Below are 22,978 nucleotides of genomic sequence, written 5' to 3' on the forward strand. Positions count from 1 at the left end.
CCACCGGCCGGCACGGCCCCGTTCAGCCGAGGTCGTAGAAGCCCTCGCCGTCGAGGTACCGGACGGTGCCGAAGTCGCGCATCACGACCTCCTCGACCTCGTGCCGGAGGTTGACGATCATCGGGTACGTGAGGTCGTCGACGGTCGGTTCGATGGCGGAGCCCGGGCTGACGAGGGTGCGGATCTCGTGCAGGCTCTCCAGCTTCTCCAGCTTCTCCAGGTGCGGGTATCCGCGCAGCGTGCCGCGCACCGGAGAGATCATCGCGACGGACGCGAAGTGGTGCCGGATGCGGTACTCCTCGTGGCACCGCGCGTCGAAGAGCTCCGGTTCGACGTAGGCGTGCACCGTCCAGTCGATCTGGGACTCGCCGATGCCCATGCGTGCGTAGTGCGGGATGTCGCCGCCGGCGATGCGTGCGCCGACCTCCACCAGGCGCGGCCCGTCCGGAGTCAGCTTCACCTCCAGGTGCGCGGGGCCGTTGCGGATGCCGAGGGCGTCCAGTACCCGCCGGGAGTACGCGGCGAGGGTGCGCCCCTCCTCGCCGCCGCTGCCGATGAGGTGGACGGCGTCGCACAGGTCGAGCACACCGTTCGCCGTCAGCCGCGTCGTCTTCCACATGTCGCACACGTGGTGCCGGCCCTCGCGGCTGACTGTGTTGACGACGAACTCGCCGCCGACGAGGTACTCCTGGGCGATGACGCCCTCGTTGTGCTGCGAGAAGACGTTGGAGGCCGATTTCAGCGCGCGGTAGGCGTCGACGGACTCCTGCGGCGTGTCGCAGAAGTGGATGCCGTCGCCCGCAGTGCTGCGGACCGGCTTGACGACCACGCGGCGGCCCAGCTTCTCGTGCCAGCCGCGCAGTTCCTCCTCGTCGGTGATGCGGAGCTGCTCGGCCCCGGGCACACCGGCCGCCTTGATCGTCTCGATCATCGTGTACTTGTCGCGGCGGGCGGCGCTCAGTTCGGTGCCGTTGGTGGCCAGCCCCATCTCCTCGCTGAGCCGGTCCGCGAACTCGACGCCGAACTCGCCGCCGGGGACGACGGCCACTGGCCCGTAGTCGGCCAGCGCCTTCACCGTCTCGTCGAGGTCGCCCTGGTGGACGATGTTCCCCTCGTAGTCGTCGAGGCCGAAGGAGGAGCCGTAGACCTCCGGCACCTCCGGGGTGCTCTGCACGCGCACGCACCCGTATCCGGCCTTCACGAACTGCGGGGCGAGCCGCCTGGTGAAGCTGTAGGCGTCGACTATCGCCACATAGCCCTTTTCTGGCATGACGCTTCTCTCCTGTCTGGGTGCGGCAGCCGCCGCGTTGCTGTCCTTCGGACGTCGGTGCTCTTCGGTGCTCTTCGGTGCTCTTCGTACGCCGGTGCGCCGGACGTCGGTGTGCTGTGCGCCGGACGTCGGTGTGCCGGGCTCCTGTACGGGTGCGGGTGTGGTCGCCGCGGCGGCGCCCGCACCCGTACGTGTCTCAAGCGCCGTGCAGTGCCCCGCCGTTCACCTGCACGACCTGCCCGGTGACATGGCCGGCGCCCGGCGAGGAGAGCCAGGCCACCGTGTCCGCGATGTCCGCGGGCGTGCCGGCGCGGCCGTTGTCGGTCTGTGCGACGAGCGTCTTGCGGCGCTCGTCCGTCATCAGATCGCGGAAGAACTCGGTGTCCTCGATGTAGCCGGGAGCCACCACGTTGACGGTCGCTCCGTGCCCGCCCAACTGCCCTGCCAGGTCGTAGGCGTAGGGATGCAGTGCGGCCTTGGACGCGGCGTACGAACCCGAACCCGAGCCGCGGTAGGCGGCGATGGAGCTGACCAGCACCACCCGGCGGCCCGGCTGCTGGAGGAGATCCCGCAGCGCCTCGGTGAGCAGTACGCAAGTGAGCACGTTGCACTTGAAGTTGCCCGTCCAGTGCCGGGCGACCCCGGCGAGCCCGCCGGGAACGTCGTCGGGAGCGCCGATCTCCACGTTGCCGCCCGCGTTGTTGACCAGCACGTCCACGCGGCCGTAGCGGCGGTCGACCTCGGCGCGCACGCGCTCGGCCTCCTGCGCGTCGGAGAGGTCGGCGGCGAGAGTCTGGATCTCTCCCCTCACGCCGTCCTCGGCGGCGAGCTTCTCCGCGGCTTCGTCCAGCACACCGGCCCGGCGTCCGACGAGCAGCACCCGGTCGCCGTCCTGGGCGAATCTACGGGCCACGGCGCGCCCGATGCCCGTTCCTCCACCGCTGACGATCACCACTCGTGACATCTCATCCGCTCCTTTCCGCTCTCCGGTCGTACCTGCCGACGCGCAGGGGTTCACGCGTCGAAGCGCCAGTGTCCACTGCCCCGTTCACTCGGTCCCGGCCGCGGCGAGGTCCTGCTCCCGCACGGGCTCGGCGGTCACCCGGAACGCCTCGGCCGTGGCGACGAGGGCCTTCTCCACCTCGCCGCTGTCGCGCCCCCGGAAGCGGAACCGGCCGCCGACGTGCTCGTAGTAGGCGTCGGCCGCGGGCAGCACCTCGCCCACGCTCAGCAGGGATTCGCTGTACGGTCCGGGGTCCCGTCCGGTCATGGGTGTCACGTCGGTGATGCGGCACGGCTTCGCCGCCGGCGCGGGAACCAGCAGCCAGCCGCCGCGCTCCGGGCCGCCGGAGCCGAGGGAGCCGGGGCCGCCGGATACGGAGCCGGGGCCGCCGGGGCCGCCGGATACGGGGCCGCCTGCCGCCGTCGGCGGCACGGGCGGCACCGGCTCGCCGAGCTGGATGCGGAAGGCTGCCTCCATCAGGTCGTAGCCGTGCAACTCCCGCCATATGAACGGGATCTCGGCACCGCCGACGCGCGCGCCCACCTCCAGGAACTCGCACCGCATCCGCGCGCGGTCCACGAACATCTCCAGGTGGAACGGCGTCGGCCGGTCGGTGAGCGCCGCGAGGAACCGCCGCGTCCAGGTGCCGATGACCTCCAGCAGGCCGGGGTCGTCCTCCTCGACCGAGCCCAGGTACAGCCCTTCGCGGAAGCCGAGGCAGGAGTTGACGTAGCGGGAGGCCCGCCAAGTGGCCAGTGCGTCCCCGGTGAAGACGCCGTCCACGTGGTAGATCGGATGCGGGTTGCACACCTGGACCAGCGACGGCTCCGACCAGCGGGTGGCCGCGAGGCGCTCCGGGCCGTCGAGCAGGGTCACTCCGGCGCTGGAACTGCCCGTGCGCGGCTTGAGCACCACCGGCCAGCCGTGGCGTTCCGCGAAGGAGGCGACGGCATCGGGGCCGGGCGCCGGAGCGCACTGCGGCACCGGCAGCCCGGCGTCGGCGACCGCCGACGCCATCAGGTATTTGTCACGGAACCGCAGCAGGTCTGCGGGAAGCTGCCCCGGGCATCCCCAGTCGGCCCGCAGCTCTGCCGCCACCAGCAGATCGTCCTCCTTCAGGGCGACGATCCCGGCGGGCGACCCGTGCCTGCCGGCCAGGGCGTGCACGGCTGCGCGCACCTCTTCGAGGTCGTCGGTGCGCCGTACGCAGACGGTCTCCTCCGCCGCCGCGGGCACCGAATCCCGCGCGATGCCGCTCGCGACGTAGGTGACGGCGTGGACACCGTGGTCGAGGTAGCGCTCGTAGTGCGCGTAGTGCTCCCGCCAGCGGGTGATCACCACGATGTGTGGCCTGTCGTACGGTGCGCTCGCGGCTGTCACGGGCTTCTCTCTCCGTCGTCCGCCGGCCGGGTGCGCCCGGCGGGGCTGTCTCGGTGGTGGTGGTTGTGGTGGGTGCGTGACCTGACGGTCCGGGGCCGGTCTCCTCGGGTGCGCCGGGCCGCCGTCACAGCAGCCGGGCGGCGAACGCCACGACTTCGGCGGCCTGTTCGGCGTTGAGCCGCGGATCGCAGGCCGAGGTGTAGCGGGTCAGGGCGCCGGCCTGTTCGAGCTCGTCGCGCTCCGCGACGCACTCGGTGACCGGCTCGGGAGTCGCCTCCAGATGGAGGCCGCCCGGGTGCGCCCCGTGGCCGCGCAGCACGGAGAAGAAGCCGCGGACCTCCTCACGGATGTCCGTCAGTACGCGGCTCTTGCGCCCCGAGACGTGCGGCAGCGTGTTCCCGTGCATCGGGTCGCACAGCCACACCACGCGGCCCGTGAAGGGGGCCGAGGCCTCGATGAGCCGCGGCAGCCGCTCGGTCACGGCTCCGCGTCCCATGCGGCTGATCAGCGTCAGACGTCCGGGCGGTCCGTGGCGGTCGAAGCGCTTGCACAGCGCGCGCACGTCGGCGGGGTCCGCCGTCGGGCCGAGCTTGACACCGACCGGGTTGTTCACCTGCTCGGCGAAGTGCACGTGGGCGCCGTCGAGTTGGCGGGTGCGCTCACCTGTCCACAGCATGTGTCCCGACGAGCCGTACAAGCCGCCCGAGACTTCGTCGGGACGCACCAGCGACCGTTCGAAGTCCAGCAGCAGCGCTTCGTGGCTCGTGAAGACGGGTTCGCCGCCGTGGGCCTCGCCGGGCGCCGGGCGCCCGTACGCGCCGACCGCGGCCGGCTGCCCCTCCGGCCGCGCGTCCTGCCGTGCTTCCTGCCACTCGAGCGCCGTGAGCACCGCGGCGGCGTGGTCGTAGGCGCGGACCAGCCTGCGCGGGTCGGGACGGCGGGCGTCGGGGTGCGGCTCGGGGGAGTTGACCGCGTCACCGCGGTAGACGGGCAGGGTGAGCCCGCTCACGGTCTCCGTCGGGTTCGACCTCGGCTTGGCGTACTGGCCGGCGAGCCTGCCGACCAGCACGCCCTCCAGGCCCGACAGTTCGCGCACGAGCGTCCCGAGCTGCCGCAGCTGCTGCGCCTTCGCCCGCACGTCGCCGGGCGCGGACGCGGCGAACCGTTCGGCGCAGTCGCCGCCCTGCACGACGAATGCCTCGCCACGGGCGGCTGATGCCAGGCGGCGGCGCAGCTCGTGGCAGGCGTCCGCGCTCACCAGAGCGGGGCGGGTCGCCAACTCCTTGACGGCCAGGACGAGTTCCTCGTCGTCCGGCCACTGCGGCTGCTGCGCGGCGGTGCGCTGGGGTCCGTGTGTCACGCTGGGCACCGGGTGTGCTCCTGATCGTCGTCGTTCGCGCCGTGTTTCTCCGAGGCGCCCGAATGTCCGGGGTGGCCGTAGGGACTTGAGCAGTCCGCGCAGTCCGAGCGGTGCGAGTGGTCCGAGCCCGGGTGGTCCCAGTAGTGGGCCTCGACGCGCCGGGCCGCGGCGGCGACCTCACCGGCCAGCGGCCGGTCGCGCGTCAACGGCGGGAAGTCTCGGTCCAGTCCGGCCCACAGCCCGCCGCCCCGCGCGTCCTCGGTGCCGCGGGCCCGGCCGCCCTCGGTCCCGTCCCGGGTGCCGCCGGCGGCGTGTCCGTCCCCGGCCAGCCGGGCGAGCCGGGTGACGGCGAGGAAGAGGGAGGCGACGATCCACCAGGCCCGGTCCGTCATCTCCGCCACCGCGTTCGCGCTGTTGAGGGCCAGCGGGACGTGGTCCTGGTTCCCGAGGTTCGTCGGCACGGGCGTGAAGGAGGCCGGGTAGCCGCGCTGCCGCAGGGCGCCCAGATGGGCGGTCGCCGCGATCTGCACACCTGCGAACCCGCTGTCCCTGCCCGGCCGTTCGGCCAGCAGCGGAGTGAGCCCCCCGTTGTGCTGCGGGTCGAGCACGAGCGCGAGCTGCCGTTCGGCGAGGTAGGCGAGCTGGTGCACGCACAGGGCGTGCTGCTCGCTGGCTAGCCCCACGGGCGCGGCATGGAAGTTGCCGCCGTGCAGCACCTCGTCGCCGACGAGCACCGGGTTGTCGGTGCAGCCCTCCGCCTCGGCGGCCAGTATCGCCCCCTGCGCGGCGAGTTGGGACAGCACGGCGCCGACGACCTGCGGCGCGCAGCGCAGCGAGTACGGCTCCTGAAGCCTGCGCGGCGCGGGAGCGGTGCCGCTGCGCGCGGGAGCGGTGCCGCTCATCTCCCCGCGTATCAGTGCGGCGGCGACGCGCTGCCCGTGGTGCCCGCGCACGGCCGAGAGCGCGTCCTCGTACGCCTCGGTGCTGCAGCCCAGCAGTGCCGCGATCCGGCCCGTGGCGGAAGCGACGGCCCGGGCCAGGGCGGCGAGCCGCACATGGTTGTGCAGTGCGCGGGCCAGCGAGGCGCCGGAGCCGTTGGCGAACGCCAGCGCGGAGCGCGCGTCCCAGCGCACCGGGGCCAGGCCCGCCTCGGCAAGGGCCTCGGCAGCCGGCAACCGCCGCTGCTCTCCTCCCCGTTCGAGCCACATCTCGCCCCGGCCCGCGGCGGCCTGCGCGGCGTGTGCGAGCGGCACCAGGTCGCCGCTCGCGCTGAGGCTGCCCTCCTGCGGAACCACGGGCGTGAGGCCCTGGTTCCACTGGTCTGCGAGCGTCTGCCACACCTCGACGTCGACGGCCGAGTGCCCCAGGGTCATCCCGCGCAGCCGCAACCAGACCATGGTGCGTGCCACGTCCGGCGGAAGCGGCTCGCCCTGTCCGGCCGTGAGATGGTCCAGCAGTCCCAGCCCCTGCTCGCGAGGGTCCTCGTCTGCCGCGTACTCAGCCAGTGGGCCGAAGCCGCGGGTGAGTCCGTAGACGGGGCGGTCCTTCGCCATGCGGGCGAGAGCCGAGGCCGAGGCCCGCATGCGCTCGTCCTGGACGGGCGTGAGCACCAGCTTTCCGCCGGGGGCCGACCGGGCGAGCAACTCCCTTACGGGGCAGAAGGGTTCACGCAGCGTCTCCGGCATGCCCGGTGTCCCCGGTGCCTCCGGCGTCCCCGGTGTCTCCGGTGTTCCCGACGATCCCGGTGTTCCCCGCGTCCCCGCCTCCGGCGTCCCCGCCCCGGTGGGTTCCGGTCTCCTCGTCTGCGTCAACTCACTCACCGGGCCTTGCCGCCGTGCCGTCGCCCGCGGCCGTCAGCAGATGCCTGAGCGGCTTGCCGGTCGAGCTGCGCGGAATGCGGGCCACGCGGCGCAGCGACCGCGGCAGCGGGTCGCCGCCGCCCAGGGTGCGGCGCAGCAGCGGCCACAGCGACCGGGAGTCGAGGGCGGCGGACGGGTCGGCGTAGACGAGCTCGTAGTGCTCACCGCGCACGGCGTCGCGGGCCGGCAGGCAGACCGCGTCGAGGCCGGGCAGCGCTGCGGCGAGGGTCTGTTCGATGCGGCCCAGGTCGCAGCGGAGCCCGTTCACCTTGATCAGCCGCGAGGCCCGTCCGACGAAGGTGAACTGCCGCTCTCCCGCGGGCCGTACGACATCGCCCGTCTGCCAGCGGGCGGGCGGCGCGTGGTGGTCGTCGCGCCGTGCCAGCCGCGGCGAGGTCACGGTCAGCCGCCGCTCCTCCTGCCCTCCGGACAACTCGGCGCGCACGTCGGGCAGCAGCCGCCACGGCTGCTGGTCCTCCTCCTCGGCCGCGATGCGGCGGGAGGCGACGGCACCGGTCTCCGTCGAGCCGAACAGCTCGACGGCCTCGAAGGGATGGCCCCGGAGCGCGCCGACCAGCCGCCTGGTGTGGGCCGTCGTGGGGCCGGCGCTGTGCAGTGCCACCGCACGCGGCAGCTCGGCGATGCGCTGCGCGAGGCTGCGCAGCGGCACCCAGCTCGCCGGCAGACACACGAAGAGCGTCGGAACACCGGGGGTCCACGTCGGCGGGGTGACGGGGTCCTGCCACGCGGAGTGGACCTCGATGCCGTACAGCCGCGGCAGTTCGACCCCGAAGAGCCGCCCGAAGAGGTGCTCCGGCGGCGCCAGGCTGACGACCTGGCCCACCTCGCCGACGGCCGTGGCGACGATCAGTTCGACCTCGGCGCGCAGCTGATCGCGCGTCCGCCACCACCGCACCGGCTGACCGGTGAGCCCGGAGGTGGCGAACGGGATCTCGGCCTCCCGGCCGCCGAGCAGGGGCCCGGGCCCGGCCGTCGCAGCCGCCGCGGCCGTCACACCCGCGTTCACCCGCGGTTTTCCAGTACGGCGCGGTCCTCCAGCTCGCCCTGCACGAACTCGGTGATGCGGCCGAGCGTCGCGAAGGAGTAGCGGACGTCGTGGGCCACGAAGTCGACCTCGACGCCGAAGGCGTTCTCCACCCGGGAGACGCACTCCAGCGCGGCGAGGCTGTCGTAGCGCTCGCCGAGCGCCTCCGTGAGCGGCTGGTCCTCGGCGGTGGACTTCACGCCGTCGCCGAGCAGTTCGCCCAGGACCTCGCGCACCCGCGAGAGCGTCTCGTCGTACCCCGGAATGGTGCGGTTGCTCATCGCTGTGCCTTTCCCTGAGCGGCGGCGAGGGCCTCTCCGGCCCGTCGCAGAGTTCCCTGGTGGGCGAGATGGACGTGGCCGGGATCGGTCTCCCGGAACTCGATGTAGAGGAAGGGGGTCTGTTCGTTCATCTCCAGCGCGGCGGCGATCTCGGAGGCGAGTGCCGTACGGAACTCCTCGTCGCGACCGGGGCCGACACACACCGTCACCGAAGCGTGGTGCAGGCCCTCCTCGCCGTGCGGCAGTGCGTCGACGGGCATGCCGCCGCTGAAGACGGTGGAGGCGGGGTCGGCGCGGAAGCGGACCACCACATGGCCACCGGGTACGCCTTTGCCGGTCAGCCAGCGCGTGAGCCGGATCGCCACCTTGCGGCGTGCCGGGACCCCGAGGTCGGGGCCGCTGATCTCGATCGTGGGCATGGGGATGTTCGACCTTCCTGGTCAGGAGAGCACGAGGTCGGGGAGGGCGGCCGGCGTACCGGGGACGGCGGCCCCGGGGGCGGGCACGGCGCCCGGCGGGGCGTCGGCGCGTCGGCGCAGCAGCGCGCCCAGCGCGTCGGCGAGCGGCCCGCCGCCGCCGGGCGCCAGCGGGCTCCACGCGGTGCCGCCGGCGCTGTGCACACGGTCGGTGAAGCGGCGCAGATGCTCCGTGTCGACGGGCAGCCCGTACAGGTCCGCCGTCGCCACCGCCTCGTACGTGGAGAGCAGATCGGGCAGCCGCGCACCGGTGTTGGCCCAGCCGCCGCCGCGTACCCGGTGCCGGTCCAGCAGGGCCGCCACCGCCCGCGGCGAGCCCTCGCCGAGGCCGTGCAGGATGCGCTGCGCCTGGAGGCCCTGGCGCAGCGTCGGCTCGGTGCCGGGCAGGGCAGCGGTGCCGTCGTCACCCGGGAGGAGGCAGCGGGAGACGAAGGCGCGCAGCGCGGAGGCGTCAAGAAGCTGCGGCACGGCGGCGTCCAGGCGGCGTACGACACCGACGGCGGCAGCGGTCGAGAGCAGTTCGGAGCCCCGCCCCTCCCAGAAGCCGAAGCCTCCGTCGGGGTTCTGGAGGGCGCTGAGCCACTCTGCGATGCGGCGGCGCGCGGGCCGTGCCGCTTCGCCAGCGAACGCCCCGGCGGTCAGGCCCCACAGGGTGCAGCGGATCTCGCTGCCGCGGGCCGGCATGTACATCAGGCCGCCCTCGTTGGGAAGTTGGCAGCTCTCCAGCCAGGCGACACGGGCGTCGCCGCGCGGGGCGTCCGCGGAGTGCCCGGAGCCCGCGGGGCGTTCCGGTGGGTCCGCGTCGGCCGGCACGGCTGCGGCCGTGCTCAGCGCGTCCTCGGCCAGCACGGCTGCGGCCGTGCTCAGTGCGTCGGCGGCGTGCTCCGGCTCGCGGTAGGTGTATCCGCCGCCGTCGCAGCGCAGTTCGCCGATGCGGGCGACGACGGCGTCGGCGACGTCGTCCGTCGACGCACCGACGGCCCGGAGCGCCCCGACCGCGCAGAACGAGGCCCATACGTCCTCGACCTCGTAGCCGTGCCAGCGCACGAACGCGCCGGAGGCGCCGCGCAGCCGGCGTATCCACGGCTCCACGGGTCGCGCGGGCCGCTCGCCGAGGATCTGCAGCGCCGCCGTCGCACGGTAGGTGGCCCACATGCAGGGCACGTCCGCCTCCGGCGAGAAGCGGAATCCGCCCTCGGGAGCCTGCTGTTCACGCAGCCAGCGGGTGAGCGCCGCGACGTCCCACGGCGGTTGCGCCGGCGTCACGCCGCTGAGCGCGTACCAGGCTGCGGCGCCGTAGTGGCAGGCCCGTACGTCACAGGTCTGCGAGTCGGGGCTCCAGGACAGGCCGCCCTCCGGCCGCTGGAGGGCACCGAGCCACTCCAGCAGCTTCGCCGGCTCCGGCGGCGGCCCGCCGCCGATGCGCACGGTGCTGCGTGTGGAGAAGTGCGTGGCCCATACGTCGGGGGCCTGGCCGGGCGTCATGGCGTACGCCGCTCCCGTACGGTCCGCCGTCCAGGTGCCGGCCAGCCACCGGGCGGTGCCCTCGGGCCGGGGCAGCGGGCGGGCGAGGTCGGCGAGGGCCTGTGTGCAGTAGAACGTGGCCCACGCGTCGGAGGGCATGCCCGCTGACCACGCGTAGCCGCCGTCGGAGTTGCGTCTGCTGCTCAGGTACCGGGCCGTCGCCTCGTCGTCCGCGACGTCTTCCGTGCGGCCGAGCCAAGCGAGGGTGCGCACCGCGGCATAGGTGCACCACAGGTCGGCCTCGCCGGTGCCGGAGGCGGCCCGCCCGGGCGGCGGCGTGGGACCGGACTCGGCCTGCGCGTGTGTGAGGGTGCTCATCAGGCCTGCTCCACCACTCGTATGTTGGAGCGCTTCCAGCTCTTCTGGGAGCCGCCGCTCTTGGTGGTGCTCGGCAGGGAGTTGACGAAGGCGACGGCGTCCCAGTGGAGGCCCAGCTCCTTCTCGGAGACCCGCTGCACGGCCTCGACGGCCGCCGGCTCCGCCGCGCGGTCCGAACCGATGCCGCGTTCCAGCAGCAGCCGTCCGAAGTCGCCCGTGGCGTCGAGTTCGACGAGGTAGCCGGTGGCCTCGGTCGCCCCGTACACGGCGTTCTCGACGCCGAGGATGTTCAGCCGGGTTCCGTGTATCTCGATGCCGTCGCTGCTGCGTCCGCACACCACGACGACGGGCGCGGGGTCGGGGCAGTCGCAGCCGTCGGCGTCGACGGTGACCTCGTCGCCGGTGTCCAGCCGCAGCATCGGACGGGCGTACAGGTTGAGCGGCGTGACGACGAGCCGGCCCGTGCCCTGCGCGGGCAGCGGCACCAGGCCGTCCTCGGTGGCGAGTTCGAAGTAGTTGGTGCCCGTCAGCAGGTGCAGGGAGCCGCGGGGGCAGGCGGCGGCGAGGGTGCCGGTCTCGGTGCTGCCGTAGCTGGCGTCGTGGGCACGGGCTCCCCACCACTGACCGAGACGTGCGCGCAGCGCGGGTGTGCTGACCTCGCCGAGAAGCATGATGTCGCGTACGGCTTCGCTGTGCCGCGCCATCAGGTCGCGCTGCTTGAGGAGCCGGGTGAACTGGAGCATCACGCCCGGGGAGACGAACACCGTCGTGGGGCGCAGGTTCTCCCAGAAGGCCAGCAGCCTGTCCCAGTCGGAGATGCCGGTGGCGAAGGGGTACAGCCGGCTGTGCGGCAGGCCCAGGTACTCACAGACGGAGACGACGAGGTCCGCGACGGGTACGACGTCCGACGGGAGCACCACCGCGACACGGTCGTCGTCGCGCAGGATCGTCCGCCACGACTCGGCCACGGAGACGGTGTTCCAGATGACGTCCTCGGCCAGGCGCGGCGTGGGCGTGACCCGTCCCGTGGTGCCGGTGGTCTCGTAGTACTTGGCTGCGCCGGAAACGCCGGTGACGGCGAAGTGCCAGGGATCTGCCTTGAGTTGGTCCTTCGTGATGACCGGCAGGGCGGCGAACTCCTCCCAGGAGAAATCCGCGAGCCCGTGGAAGGCGGGCGACTTCCTCGCCCTGTCCCACACCGCGGCCAGCTTTTCGCGGTGGAAATCATCGGGGACGTGATTGCCGCGCAGCGAGCGTAATTCCTCCTGAGCGCAGCGCATCATTTCCAGTCCCGCACGGTCCCGGACGAGCACGAGCCACCCCTCAATTTCCAGAAAAGACAGACGACTTCCGCGGCGGCGAAACCCCACGGGAAAGCATCCGGGCGCCTGGCGCCTGGCGCGGCGCAGCCGGGATGCGAACGCAATGTTGCAGCACGGCGCTCCGGCCGTCCAATACGAGCAGGCGCACCGACCAGAAGCCCCGGTTATCGGGCGAGGTGGCTCACCGGGCCCCTCCCCGGCGAGCTGCTCTCATAAGAAACCGTTATTCAAGCCGCCAAAGTTCTCTTGGACAACTCCTGCTTTTCGTGGCGCACTCGAGACGTCCTTTCTTTCCTGCCGTGCTTCTAGCGGCAACGTGCGATGGGAGCCCGTCCCGCATGGCCATCACCTCACCGGAAGAGCCCGTCACGTCCCCCGACCGGCCCGTCACCTCGCCGGCGCTCGTACGCCGGCTGCTGGAGCGGATGAGCGAGATGCCCACGCTCAGCCCTCTGTACGACCGTGCCCGTTCGCTGAGCGAACCGGGTCTCGGCGATCTGCCCGTACTGACGAAGGACGACTTCCGCTCCGCGCTGCCGGACACGGTGCTCAGGGCACGGCGGCGCCCGCACGGCTCGCTGGTGCTCGGCAGCGGCGGCACCACCTCGGCGCCCAAGCTCAGCCTGGTGCCCAGCGGCCAGATGATCGAGGAGATACGCACGGTCTGGGACCCGCTGGCCGCGGACGACGTGCTGGTCAACTACGACACCCCTGGCCGGCTCTGCTCGTCGCACGCCTTCTTCAACGCGCTGGCCCACTCGTCCGGCGCCGTCAGCGTGCCGCTCGGCGCGATCGAGGACCGGCAGCTTCCCGAGTGGATGGGCATGGTGCACCGGCTGGGTGCCACCGCCCTCAACGCGACGCAGAGCCAGATCGCGCACCTGCTCCAGACCTGCGTCGACGCGGGCATCACCCCCGGCTTCCGCAAACTCCTGTGGACCGGCGAGCCGTTCGGCGCCGCCGCCCTGGAGGTGACCCGGCGCATCCTGCCCGACGCGGAGCTCTACGGCTGCTACGGCTCGACCGAGACCTGGGTGATCGGACACAACGGCCCCGGCTGCGCCTTGGACACCTTCCACCTCACGCCGTACCAGCACGTGGAGCTGGACGACGGGTTGATCCTCGTGACGAATCTGCACCCCGAGTGCGTCAACCCGGTGGTGCGCTACCGCATCGGCGACCGGGGCGAGTTCACCGCCTGCACGTGCGGGCGCGCGGAGCCCGCGCTGCGCGTACTGGGCCGCGACGACCCGCAGATGAAGTTCCTGAGCATCCTCGTCACTCCCCAGGAGATCGAGGAGGCCGCCCTGCTGGACCCTGACGTCACGGAGGTGCAGGTGGCGCTCTTCGACCACGGCACTCCCTCCGAGCGCATGGAGCTGCGCGTGAAGGTACGGCAGGGCGCCCACGCGGACGAGGTGGAGGCGCGCGTGAAGGAGACGGTGCTCACGCAGGTGTACCGGATGGGCTACGAGGTCGAGACGGAGGCACCGGAGGCCTTCTGGGTGCGTGTCACGCCGCGCTTCAGCATCAACGAGCGATCGCAGAAGACGCCGCTGCTGGTCAAGGACTCCCCCCTGGCCTGAACGGGCGCTTCGCGGGGCGGCTCGGCGGCCGCCCCGCACGGCCCGTCGCGACCGAGCGGCCCAGCGGCCCAGCGACCGACCGGCCCAGCGGCCCCGCGGCCCTGCACGTAACGACGCACGCGGGCGGGCCGGTTGGGGCCCGCGCCGCCTTCCCTCCCTGCCCGGCACCACACTTGCCGGGCTGTCTCCACCTCCACTCCCCCGCCCCGACCTCTGGAGTCGTCATGCCGGTCCGATCCGCCCCCGTCCGCACCGCGCTTCCGCGGCGATATCTGATGTGCCCGCCCACCTACTTCGACGTCGAGTACGCCATCAACCCGTGGATGAGCCCCGGCAAACCGGTCGACCGGGACCGTGCCGTCGCGCAGTGGGAGAAGCTCAAGGACCTCTACACCGCCCTCGGGCACACCGTGGAGCTCATCGAACCGCTGCCCGGTCTGCCCGACATGGTCTTCGCCGCCAACGGCGCCACCGTGGTCGACGGCCGCGTACTGGCGGCCCGCTTCCGCAACGAGGAGCGGGCCGCCGAAGGCCCCGCCTACGCACGGTGGTTCCGCGAGCGCGGCTTCGGCAGCGTCCACGAACCGCGGTGGGTCAACGAGGGCGAGGGCGACTACCTGGTGACGGGACGCTGCATCCTGGCCGGCACGGGCTTCCGCACCGATCCGCTCTCCCACGGGGAGGCGCAGGAGTTCTTCGGCCGGCCCGTCGTCTCCCTCACCCTCACCGACCCGCGCTTCTACCACCTGGACACCGCTCTCGCGGTGCTCGGGGACGAGGTCATGTACTACCCGGAGGCCTTCTCCGAGGGCAGCCGGGCCGTGCTGCGGGAACTCTTCCCCGGCGCCCTCACCGCCTCGTCCCACGACGCGGAGGTGTTCGGCCTGAACGCCGTCTCGGACGGACGGAACGTCGTGCTCCCCGAGACCGCCACGGGGCTCCTCGCGGAACTGCGCAGCCGCGGCTACGAACCGCACGGCGTCGATCTGTCGGAGCTCCTCAAGGCGGGGGCAGCGTGAAGTGCTGCACTCTTGAGATCCGCGAGCCGTCCGGCAGGCCGGAGCCGGACACGGGCGCGGGGACGGCGGGCGCCGCCGCGCAGGGCCCCGGCCTGACCGCCTGCGTGATCTGACCTGCCGCGGCCGCGGGTTCAGATCACCTCGGTCCGCCTGCGTCGTCCGAGGTGCCGCGGCCGCGTCTTCACCTGGCGCGCATCCCGGTGCCGCCGCCGGGCCCGGCGGCGGCACCGGGCAGGCCGCCCTTGGCAGCGCCGCCCACCTCGGCCCGTACGAACTCCACGAACGTGCGCAGCGCCCGGTTGACGTTGTCCCGCCGCCACGCCAGGTCCAGCCCGACGCTCGGCGCCCCGGACAGCCTCCGCAGCTCGACGCCGGGAACGTCGAGCATCGCCACCGAGCCCTCGGTGACGAGCGTGATGCCCGCGCCCTCGGCGACGGCCGCGAGCATGTGCGGAACGTCCGGCTCCTCACGGCTGATCTCGGGGAAGTACTGCCCCCGGTAGACGGCGGACAGTATCGAATGCCACAGCCCGCCCGCCGACTTGGAGAAGTACACCAGCGGCAGGCCCACGAGGTCCTGCCTGCGCACCTCCTGCGACCGCGCGAGCCGGTGCCCCTCCGGCAGTCCGACGAGCACTTCCTCCCGGCCCACGCTGAGGGACTCCACCTCGGAGGACTCGGGCAGCGGCGGCCGCACGAACCCCACGTCGAGGCGCCGTTCGCGAATGGCTTCCAGATTGCCGCTGCTGGAAGCGCTGGAGGACTGGATACGTATTCGTGGCCATGCGCCTCGGAAACGACTGATCAAGTCGAAGGCGCGGCCCAGTCCTGCGGATCTCGTGTATCCGACGGTGAGATTTCCGTGGAACTGCTCCGCGAGGATTTTCACGAAGGAGTCGACCGCGTCGGCGCGGGCCAATAACTCACGGAGCTCGGGCAGCAGGGCCTCTCCTTCGGGAGTGAGTGCCACTCCCTGCCGGCCCCGTTCGAAGAGCTGCATGCCGACGGCCTTCTCAAGAGCCTTCACGCCCTGGGACAGACCTGGCTGCGTTATGTGTAAGCGTTTCGCCGCCCGCCCGAAATGAAGCTCTTCGGCGACAGTCACAAAATAACGGGCACTACGAATCTCCATATTGGGACTACCCCCGATGTCCCGCGATACAGAAGGTCGAAAAACAACGAACACCGGCCGTGCAGTGCGTCCGGTCCAGGAAGGCGGCGGCGCTCGCCCGGGACATCGGCCGCCGCGAGATCCCGCTACGACTGTGATGTCTGATGCGACGTCACGAGTCGCCAGAAGGGTACCGAGCTTCCCTCCGGTACGCCAGGCGACCGGACGCCCGCGCAGGGTCACCACCGCCCGCCGGAACAGACCCGTTCCGGCGCCCTGCCTCCTGCTTCCCGTGCGCGTACGGCGCCGGGCACGCCTGCGCGTCCGGCTGCCGCGAAGGACGCCGGCGCCCTCCGGAACGGTTCCGTCACGGCCGTCGTGTTCCCACGCCGCGCCGTCCCGACGGCAGGTGATCCCGCGCGAGTTGCCCGTCGCGGCCCGCGACGAGCCGCCACACCCGGAGCCCGTCCCGCGCCGCGCCAGGGGCCCCTGCCGCGCGGTCAGTTCAGCGGGGGTGGTGCGGCGTCGGGGGATGTGCCCCAGGTGGACGGGGAGGTGCCGACCTCGAAGGACAGCTCTCCCGTCTTCCGCAGGGTGCTGGTCGTGACGTATGTGCGCTCCAGGGCCCGGCCGCCGGTTTCGGCCGACTGGATGTAGCGGTGCGTCCTCGAAGTTCCCGGGGCCTTCACGCTGAGCCGGCCGCGGGGGTAGTAGCGCCGGTCCAGGCTGAGGTCCACGCGCTCGAAGACCGGTGTGGACAGTCCCCAGGTGTCGGTGCCGGGCTGCACCGGGAAGATGCCGATCGAGGACAGCACGTTCCAGGCGGACATCGTCCCGAGGTCGTCGTTCCCGGTCATGCCGGTCGGGGTGTCGGTGAAGAGTGTGAGTGCCGCGTGGACCACGTCGGTGGTCTTCCACGGCTGGCGCGTCGAGAGATAGGTGTACGGGGCGATGAGGTCGGGCTCGTTCTGCGGGTTGTACTTGTCCGCGTTGTAGTAGTCGTAGGGGCCGTTGACCCACACCTCGCGGGCGGTCTTCTCCGGGTCCTTCAGCAGCTTGCCGTACGCGAAGAAGGAGTCCAGCCGCTCGTTGGCCGCCTTCGTGCCTCCGATCAGGCCCACCAGGCCGGGCAGGTCCTGCGGCACCAGCCACTGGTACTGCCAGGAGGTGCCCTCGTGGAAACCCTCGCTCTTCGCCGGATCGGCCGGGCCCGTGAACTCACCGTCGGCGCCCCGCGCGCGGAAGAAGCCCGTCGACCAGTCGAAGATCTTCCGGAAGTTCTGGGCGCGCCGGGCGTAGCGCGCCGCGTCCGCCTCGTGGCCGAGGCCGTCGGCCATCTCGGCGAGCATCGCGTCCGAGAGGGCGTACTCCAGAGTGGCGGAAGCAGCGTGGTCGTAGGCGGAGTCGCCGGGCTTCGTGTGCGGGCGGCCCTTGCTGTACGGGGCGAAACCACGCTCCAGATACTCCTGGTTGGCCTCGCGGCCGAGCGCCGGTGAGTCGGCGGGCGGCAGGCCGTCGGCGTTCTTCTTCAGCGCGCGGTACGCCCGCTCCTCGTGCCCGTGGAGCAGGCCCTGCTCATAGGCGTTGGTCAGGAACGGGGTGACCGGGTCGCCGGTCATGATGTTCGTCTCGACGGTGCCGTAGCCCCACTTGGGCAGCCACCCGCCCTCCTCGGCGTTGTGCAGCACGGAGACGGCCATCTCTCGTGCCTCACGCGGCGCGAGCAGCGACAGGAGCTGGTTCTGCGTGCGGTAGGTGTCCCACAGCGAGAAGTTCTGGTAGTAGGTGAAGCCTCTCGCCCGGTGGATCTTCTTGTCCCAGCCGGTGTAGCGGCCGTCCACGTCGCTGCCGATGTTGGGGGCGAGGAAGGAGCGGTACAGGGACGAGTAGAAGGTGCGGCGCAGCGTCTGGCTGCCGCCCTGCACCTGCACGTCGTCGAGCCTGTCCTCCCACGCGGCCCGAGCGGCGTGGGCGACCCGGTCGAACGAACGCCCGCCCTCGGCACGCAGGTTGAGCGCCGCGCCCCGCGCGTCGACGTACGACAGCGCGGTCGTGGCCTCGACCGTGCGGTCCTTGCCGGTGTCGAAGCGCACCCACGCGCCGTTGCCGCCGCTCCCCGCCTGCGACGTCTCCGAGCCCTCGGTGACCTTGCCGCCCTTCCACGTCCCGGAGGCGGTGAAGGGCCGGTCGAAGCGGGTGACGGTGTGAACGGTGTACGGCTCGGTGTCGTCGCAGAAGCCCCGGCCGGTGATCGCGGTACGCACCGTCCGCTCGTCCAGGATCTCCACCTTCGTGGAGACGGTCCTGTGCAGCGACTGGCCCGCGTTGAGCAGGACGTTGGCCTTGTCGGTGGCGGGGAAGGTGTAGCGCTGCACACCAGTGCGCTGCGTAGCGCTCAGTTCCGCCTCGATGCCGCCCCGGCCGCCGAGCTTCGCGCGGTAGTAGCCGGGTCGTGCCGTCTCGTCCGCGTGGTCGAAGCGTGCCGCGTACTTGGCGTTGTCGGTCTCCGTGATCTCCCCCGTGGTCGGCAGCACGGGAAGATCGCCGCCCAACCCGCAGCCCACACCGGAGAGATGGACGCTGGAGAAGCCGCGAACACGGTTGTGCGAGTAGTCGTAACCGGTGTTGTGGCCGGTGTCCGGCGACAGTTGCACCATGCCGAACGGGACCGCAGCACCGGGGTAGGTGTTCCCCTCGTTCTCGCTGCCTATGAAGGGATTGACCAGGTCCACCGGCCGGCCCTCACCCGGACCGGCCGGCCGCGGGGCCGCACCCGTGACCGTGCCGGCGAGCACCGCGACGACGGTCAGCGCCACCGCGGTACGCAGGCGCAGCCGCCGGTTCCACTTCATGACGAGACCCATGGCGGAACCTCCGGGTGCGGGCGGATGCCCGGCGGTTGCGCGAACTGCGGGGCACCGGCGGGCTGTTGCCCGCAAAGAGCAGGACAACATCGAGACAACGTTGTCAGATTCAGCATTCTTCGGTCCGCATGACGGCGCCGTCAAGGGGCAGTCGGGACGCGTTTCACCGACGGGGTGTGACATGGGCAACCGCACCGACACCCTGAGCCTTTACATCCAGTTATGCGGGGAAATGCGCCGGTGAGTATGCCCGAATGGTCCGCCGGAACCGCCCGGCGTAGCGGGCGCCGGGTCCCGCGGCCCGGTCGTGGCGCCGGGCCCCTGAGAGCCTTCATGGCGCGGGGGCCCGCGGCGCGCTCTCAGGGGACAGGGACCGCGGGATCAGGCACCGTCATGGTGCCGTGGACGCCCACATCAGGAGGTAGGCCCCGTACGCGACGGAGAACGCCGCAAAGACTCCGGTGACCGGGACGGACACGCGCAGCCGCGCTCCGGCCGCCGCGATCGCCGCGGGGAGGAGCAGCGGAAAGGCCGGCATGAGAAGCCGGGGTTTGACGGCGAAGTAGAGGGAGCCCCCGATCGCCGCCACCATGATCGCGATGCTGTACACCACAAGGGGCGGGTAGGGGCGGCTCCACAGCAGACACAGAAGGCCGATCAGCGCAGCGACGACGACGGCCGCCGCCACGAAGTAGGAGAGCCCCACCGACCCCGGAACAAGCTTCTCCGAGGCGAATTCCAGGGCTGAGCGGCCGAAGTCGAAGCGGGAACCCCACCCCCGCTGAACCCTGAAATAGCCCAGGGGCGCGCCGGTTTCGAACCCGACCCAGGCTATGTACCCCAGGTACCCCAGGGGCGCCACGGCCGGCGCCGTCCACACCCGCCAGTCCCTGCGGGAGGCCGGCTCCCGCCAGAGTGTGAGCGCTGCCGCGCAGATGACCGCGAGGGCGACCGCGAAGCCGTTCGGGCGCGACAGCCCCGCGAGCACCGCCAGCGAGCCGGACCGGAGCCACCGGGAGGTGAGCGCCGCGTGGAGCGACCATGCGGCCGTCGCCGTCAGCAGGGACTCCGAGTAGGCCGTGGTCTGCACCACGGCGTTCGGCAGTACGCCCCACAGAACCGCGAGCCAGATCCCGGTGGTTCTGTCCCGTACGACGGTGCCGACGGCATAGAGACCCCAGGCTGCTGCGAGTGCGGAAAGGGACGCCACGAGGATTCCCGCTTCGCCGGCGGTGACGGGAAGGACCGTGGACAGGGCGCGTTCCAGGCCGGGAAGGAGAGGAAAGAAGGCCCGGTCGTCGTACACGAATCCGGAGGACCTGACGACCGTTCCGTAGCCGTCCGTGGCGATGCGTGCGTACCACTTCGCGTCCCACGCGTTTCCCAAGACTGCTCCGAGGTGCTGCCCCTGCGTCCAGGCGTAGATCGCGACGACCAGAATTCCGGTCAGGCGGATGGCCGCGTAGATGCCGAGGGCGGGCGCCGCCTGCGAAAGCGCGAGGCTCGCCTGCCCCCAAAGCCGGCTTTCACGCTTCTCGCTCTCGGCCGGGTTCGCAGCCATGGACCCTCCAGCTCGGCGGGCGCAAGGCAGCCCTCTGTGCGTCAGGCTTGGGCTTGGGCTCGGTTTGGGCTTGGGCTTGGGCTCGGTTTGGGCTTGGGCTCGGCTTGGACTGGGGCTTGGGCTTGGGCTTGGACTGGGGCTTGGACTTGGGCTTGGACTGGGGCTTGGACTTGTCAGGGCGTGGGGGCCGGAGCCTGATGCGGGCCCCCGGGAAACGACACGGCAACTCGCTTTGTGCGCACAGGAGTTGCCGGACATGGCATCCCAGGAGTTGCGGCGTGCTCAGGGGACGGAGTCCCCGGCCCGGGCCGGGAGCACCGGCGGGAGGGCCGCCCCCGATGCCTCGATCTCCTTGGAGGCCTCGATCACGTCCTTGACGGTGTCGATGCCTCGCCAGTAGCCGGTCACCCGGTATCCGACGAGCCGTCCTTCCTCGGCCAGCCTCGGAAACGTGGTGTCCTCGTGGTCCCCCGTCGTGGGAAGGAGCCCGACCACATCCGGGTCGAAGACGTAGATCCCGGCGTTGATCCAGTACGGGAGCCGAGGTGACTGCGTGAACCCCCGGATGCGGTCTCCGTCGCCGAGGTCGGCGAGTCCCCAGCTCGAACGGTACGGCGCCAGTGCGACGGTGACCGACCCGCGTCGCCGGCCGTGGTGCTCGGCAAGTTCCGCGAGGGGGAACGTCGTGATCACGTCGCCGTTCAGAGCGAAGAAGGGCGCGTCGGGGTCCGCAAGGTGCGCGGCCCCGAACTTGAGCCCTCCGCCCCGCCCCAGAGGCTCGCCCTCGACGGCGTACCGCACCGTCACGCCGAAGCCGGAGCCGTCGCCCACGTAGTCCGTGATCATCTCGTGCTTGTAGCCGCCGCTGATCGTCACGGACCGCACACCGTGCTCCGCGAGCCACGCGAGCTGGTGGCCGACGATGGGAGTGCCCGCCACCTCCACCATCGCCTTGGGCGCGTCATCCGTGTAGGGCCGCATGCGGGTGGCCCGGCCGCCCGCCAGTATCAGCGCCTGCGTCACCGAGGATCTGGACATTCGCTGCTTCCTCCGTCGTCGAGGTTCCGGGAGCGGCGCCCGGAGCGTTCCGCGAGGCGGCACCCCCCGGTCGTACGGGTTGCTGCGGCCTCCGGGCAGAGTCCGGTTCCGCTACCCGTCCGCCGGGCTGCGGGCCCGGCTGCCGACGGTGTCGGTCCGCGCCCGGAAGACCCAGGTCCGGTACGAGCCGAAGCGGAAGCATGTGGCGACTGCGATTCCCAGCCCCTTGAAGAGATTGCTCTGGAGGCCCGAGTTCCAGCCGAACCAGTTCGTCGCCGAGTAGAGCACCCCGTTCTCGATCGCCAGGCCGACCACGCTGAACAGCACGAAGAAGGAGAATTCGCGCGCATGGCCCCTCCTTTGGCGGTCGCGGTAGGTGTAGTAGCGGAATCCGAGGTAGTTGGCGAATATGGCCGCGCTGGTCCCGGCGAAGCTGCACTTCCCCACGGTCAGCTGGGTTGCGGTCCGGCACAAATTGAAGACCGCGAAGTTCACCGCCACGCCGACCCCGCCCACGACCGCGAACTTCGCGATCTCGTTCGCCAGTGCGGAAATCCGCGGACGTTTACCACCTGGCGTTTTTCCTTCGGGCATGGGCAGTCCAGGGGCGTGGGCTGAAAGGGCACCCGTGCGGTTTTCTGCCGGGGCGCTGAAGGTGGAGAACACAGTCGGGACCTGATGAGCAGACCCGCCAGGCAGCGGCGCGCACGCCGGACCGGCCGCGACCCGGCACCTGCCCGCCGGACCTCTGTGACCTGCGCGAAAAACTCACCGCCGGGCACGGAGGCGTTCCCGTGCAGGATCCACCGGTACTTCGCGGGCACAAGCGGCTCATCCGCACCGGCCGTCCGGCGGCGATTTCTCATCATGTGACGTGTGCTGTGCAGTGCTGTGCTGTGTGCTCATGTTCTGTGTACGGGCGCGCGGAGACGCGGAATTCGACAGGACGGTATCCGTGGGGCCGGTTCCTGCACCGAATCGCGACCCCGGATGAATTTCATGCAGAGGGAATCGGGAGAGAGCCGGGCGGACGGCGGAAACAGCGCCGCTTCTTCGACCCGCTGCTCTCACCCGAATTCATTTCTTTCACTCACCCATGCAAGCACGATTTCCGCCGTGCCGCCCGGCGGGTGAGGGTTCAAGCGACCGGCCGGGTGTTCACTCTCCGCCGCCGGCCGTGCACGGGGCACCGGTTCACGGCTCCGCGGTGCGGCCAGGGACGGCCGGACACCGCACTGATCTTGAACTTCTCCGCGGGAGCCGTTCCCGTCACGAAAACAGCTGCCGTCTCACACCGGATCTCGCGGTACCTCCTCGTCGGACCGGGGCACCGGCGCCGTACTCTCGGAAGCATGGTTGATCCTCAGAAGTCCGAGCCCGACGCCCTGTACGAGGACGCGAACCAGGGCGTGGAGGATGCCCGTCGGCATGTTCGCGAAGCTTCGGCCGGAACGGACATCTCCCGGCTCGAGACAGCACTCGACGAACTGGAAGCCGCGCTCGCTCACCGAGAAGCCGCCCGCCTCCGGCCGCAGGACGACGACTGGCTGCTCACAGCCCTCGGCGCGGCGAACGCGATCGACCCGGAGTACCACGGCGAGACCGCGGTCCGTCCCACGGACTCCCCGTCCCGTCCGAACGAGGAGGAACCCGACTGAGCGGCGCCCTCAGCGTGAACCGACCCCGCGGGACGCCCCCGTCACGCTGCCGGCCGCGCTCAGGCCGCCCCGGGACAGGGAGTGAAGGCGAATCCTGACCGACTTCTGACCGACTGACTGCCGATCGACTGCCGATCGCCTCCTGACCCGGCTGCATCCGCACTCCGCAGGCCCTGTGACCAGCTCGAACGCTGGCAACGGGGCTTTCTTGTGCGTACGGGGGCCCGCCGCCGGACGACAGGGGCCGCCCCGGCACGGGGCGGGGGCGGGGGCGGGGGCGGGCGCCCCCGGGCCTTCGCGTGC

17 protein-coding genes and 1 pseudogene are annotated in these 22,978 nt (G+C 71.6%); 3 read left to right on the top strand and 15 right to left on the bottom strand.

Features of this window, described 5'->3' with window-relative positions; all coding sequences use genetic code 11:
* Nucleotides 1-22: 22 nt before the first annotated feature.
* The 10 genes from EV375_RS12155 to EV375_RS12200 all read right to left on the bottom strand — a co-directional run bounded on the left by EV375_RS12155 (nucleotide 23) and on the right by EV375_RS12200 (nucleotide 11,829).
* Nucleotides 23-1,270, bottom strand: coding sequence for an ATP-grasp domain-containing protein (locus EV375_RS12155; protein WP_130299452.1), 1,248 nt, complete (start codon nucleotides 1,268-1,270; stop codon nucleotides 23-25).
* Between the two features lie 196 nt (nucleotides 1,271-1,466).
* Complete coding sequence (locus EV375_RS12160) at nucleotides 1,467-2,234, bottom strand: SDR family oxidoreductase (protein WP_130299453.1); 768 nt, start codon at nucleotides 2,232-2,234, stop codon at nucleotides 1,467-1,469.
* Nucleotides 2,235-2,318: 84 nt separating this feature from the next.
* Nucleotides 2,319-3,653 (bottom strand): ATP-grasp domain-containing protein, encoded by a 1,335-nt coding sequence (locus EV375_RS29385; protein WP_207228085.1) that lies wholly within the window; start codon nucleotides 3,651-3,653, stop codon nucleotides 2,319-2,321.
* 124 nt (nucleotides 3,654-3,777) lie between these two features.
* Nucleotides 3,778-5,022, bottom strand: coding sequence for a 3-deoxy-7-phosphoheptulonate synthase class II (locus tag EV375_RS12170; protein ID WP_486588440.1), 1,245 nt, complete (start codon nucleotides 5,020-5,022; stop codon nucleotides 3,778-3,780).
* Complete coding sequence (locus tag EV375_RS12175) at nucleotides 5,010-6,698, bottom strand: aromatic amino acid ammonia-lyase (RefSeq protein ID WP_130299454.1); 1,689 nt, start codon at nucleotides 6,696-6,698, stop codon at nucleotides 5,010-5,012. Before EV375_RS12175 ends, EV375_RS12170 begins: the two co-directional genes overlap by 13 nt.
* A 127-nt stretch (nucleotides 6,699-6,825) precedes the next feature.
* A complete protein-coding gene (locus EV375_RS12180; protein ID WP_486588441.1) occupies nucleotides 6,826-7,899 on the bottom strand; it encodes a class I adenylate-forming enzyme family protein in 1,074 nt (357 codons plus the stop codon).
* Nucleotides 7,896-8,198 (bottom strand): acyl carrier protein, encoded by a 303-nt coding sequence (locus EV375_RS12185; protein ID WP_130299455.1) that lies wholly within the window; start codon nucleotides 8,196-8,198, stop codon nucleotides 7,896-7,898. The genes EV375_RS12180 and EV375_RS12185 overlap by 4 nt, the downstream gene beginning before the upstream one ends.
* Nucleotides 8,195-8,617 (bottom strand): hypothetical protein, encoded by a 423-nt coding sequence (locus EV375_RS12190; RefSeq protein WP_130299456.1) that lies wholly within the window; start codon nucleotides 8,615-8,617, stop codon nucleotides 8,195-8,197. Before EV375_RS12190 ends, EV375_RS12185 begins: the two co-directional genes overlap by 4 nt.
* Before the next feature lie 21 nt (nucleotides 8,618-8,638).
* Nucleotides 8,639-10,516: a prenyltransferase/squalene oxidase repeat-containing protein gene (locus tag EV375_RS12195; protein ID WP_130299457.1), complete on the bottom strand. Its 1,878-nt coding sequence runs from the start codon at nucleotides 10,514-10,516 to the stop codon at nucleotides 8,639-8,641.
* A complete protein-coding gene (locus EV375_RS12200; RefSeq protein ID WP_486588442.1) occupies nucleotides 10,516-11,829 on the bottom strand; it encodes a phenylacetate--CoA ligase family protein in 1,314 nt (437 codons plus the stop codon). Before EV375_RS12200 ends, EV375_RS12195 begins: the two co-directional genes overlap by 1 nt.
* Nucleotides 11,830-12,176: 347 nt before the next feature.
* On the opposite strand from EV375_RS12200, the gene EV375_RS12205 reads away from it, so the two are divergent.
* Both EV375_RS12205 and ddaH read left to right on the top strand, forming a co-directional pair.
* The gene (locus EV375_RS12205; RefSeq protein WP_165434718.1) at nucleotides 12,177-13,424 is read left to right on the top strand and encodes an AMP-binding protein; all 1,248 of its coding nucleotides are present in this window, start codon (nucleotides 12,177-12,179) and stop codon (nucleotides 13,422-13,424) included.
* A gap of 224 nt (nucleotides 13,425-13,648) precedes the next feature.
* A pseudogene (ddaH, locus tag EV375_RS12210) lies at nucleotides 13,649-14,466 on the top strand (dimethylargininase); the annotation flags it as partial.
* A gap of 158 nt (nucleotides 14,467-14,624) precedes the next feature.
* On the opposite strand, the gene EV375_RS12215 reads toward ddaH, so the two are convergent.
* From EV375_RS12215 to EV375_RS12240, 5 genes are all read right to left on the bottom strand, one after another.
* The gene (locus EV375_RS12215; RefSeq protein WP_130299459.1) at nucleotides 14,625-15,575 is read right to left on the bottom strand and encodes a LysR substrate-binding domain-containing protein; all 951 of its coding nucleotides are present in this window, start codon (nucleotides 15,573-15,575) and stop codon (nucleotides 14,625-14,627) included.
* 479 nt (nucleotides 15,576-16,054) lie between these two features.
* Nucleotides 16,055-18,406, bottom strand: coding sequence for a GH92 family glycosyl hydrolase (locus tag EV375_RS12220; RefSeq protein ID WP_130301796.1), 2,352 nt, complete (start codon nucleotides 18,404-18,406; stop codon nucleotides 16,055-16,057).
* A gap of 403 nt (nucleotides 18,407-18,809) precedes the next feature.
* Nucleotides 18,810-19,979: a hypothetical protein gene (locus EV375_RS12225; protein ID WP_130299460.1), complete on the bottom strand. Its 1,170-nt coding sequence runs from the start codon at nucleotides 19,977-19,979 to the stop codon at nucleotides 18,810-18,812.
* Nucleotides 19,980-20,261: 282 nt separating this feature from the next.
* A complete protein-coding gene (locus EV375_RS12235) occupies nucleotides 20,262-21,017 on the bottom strand; it encodes a nucleotidyltransferase family protein (RefSeq protein WP_130299462.1) in 756 nt (251 codons plus the stop codon).
* A gap of 111 nt (nucleotides 21,018-21,128) precedes the next feature.
* A complete protein-coding gene (locus EV375_RS12240; protein WP_130299463.1) occupies nucleotides 21,129-21,611 on the bottom strand; it encodes a GtrA family protein in 483 nt (160 codons plus the stop codon).
* A gap of 758 nt (nucleotides 21,612-22,369) precedes the next feature.
* Between EV375_RS12240 and EV375_RS12245 the strand changes: the two genes are divergently transcribed.
* Entirely contained in the window at nucleotides 22,370-22,675 is a 306-nt protein-coding gene (locus EV375_RS12245; RefSeq protein WP_130299464.1) for a hypothetical protein, read from the top strand.
* The last annotated feature ends 303 nt before the right edge of the window (nucleotides 22,676-22,978 follow it).

Source organism: Streptomyces sp. CNZ301 (genome assembly GCF_004217425.1).

Coding starts and splice junctions, on each gene's coding strand:
- EV375_RS12185 (WP_130299455.1), bottom strand. CDS start 8,198: ATGAGCAACCGCACCATTCCGGGGTACGACGAGACGCTCTCGCGGGTG.
- EV375_RS12160 (WP_130299453.1), bottom strand. CDS start 2,234: ATGTCACGAGTGGTGATCGTCAGCGGTGGAGGAACGGGCATCGGGCGC.
- EV375_RS12245 (WP_130299464.1), top strand. CDS start 22,370: ATGGTTGATCCTCAGAAGTCCGAGCCCGACGCCCTGTACGAGGACGCG.
- EV375_RS12220 (WP_130301796.1), bottom strand. CDS start 18,406: ATGAAGTGGAACCGGCGGCTGCGCCTGCGTACCGCGGTGGCGCTGACC.
- EV375_RS12240 (WP_130299463.1), bottom strand. CDS start 21,611: ATGCCCGAAGGAAAAACGCCAGGTGGTAAACGTCCGCGGATTTCCGCA.
- EV375_RS12155 (WP_130299452.1), bottom strand. CDS start 1,270: ATGCCAGAAAAGGGCTATGTGGCGATAGTCGACGCCTACAGCTTCACC.
- EV375_RS12190 (WP_130299456.1), bottom strand. CDS start 8,617: ATGCCCACGATCGAGATCAGCGGCCCCGACCTCGGGGTCCCGGCACGC.
- EV375_RS12225 (WP_130299460.1), bottom strand. CDS start 19,979: ATGGCTGCGAACCCGGCCGAGAGCGAGAAGCGTGAAAGCCGGCTTTGG.
- EV375_RS12235 (WP_130299462.1), bottom strand. CDS start 21,017: ATGTCCAGATCCTCGGTGACGCAGGCGCTGATACTGGCGGGCGGCCGG.
- EV375_RS12195 (WP_130299457.1), bottom strand. CDS start 10,516: ATGAGCACCCTCACACACGCGCAGGCCGAGTCCGGTCCCACGCCGCCG.
- EV375_RS12175 (WP_130299454.1), bottom strand. CDS start 6,698: ATGCCGGAGACGCTGCGTGAACCCTTCTGCCCCGTAAGGGAGTTGCTC.
- EV375_RS12215 (WP_130299459.1), bottom strand. CDS start 15,575: ATGGAGATTCGTAGTGCCCGTTATTTTGTGACTGTCGCCGAAGAGCTT.
- EV375_RS12205 (WP_165434718.1), top strand. CDS start 12,177: ATGGCCATCACCTCACCGGAAGAGCCCGTCACGTCCCCCGACCGGCCC.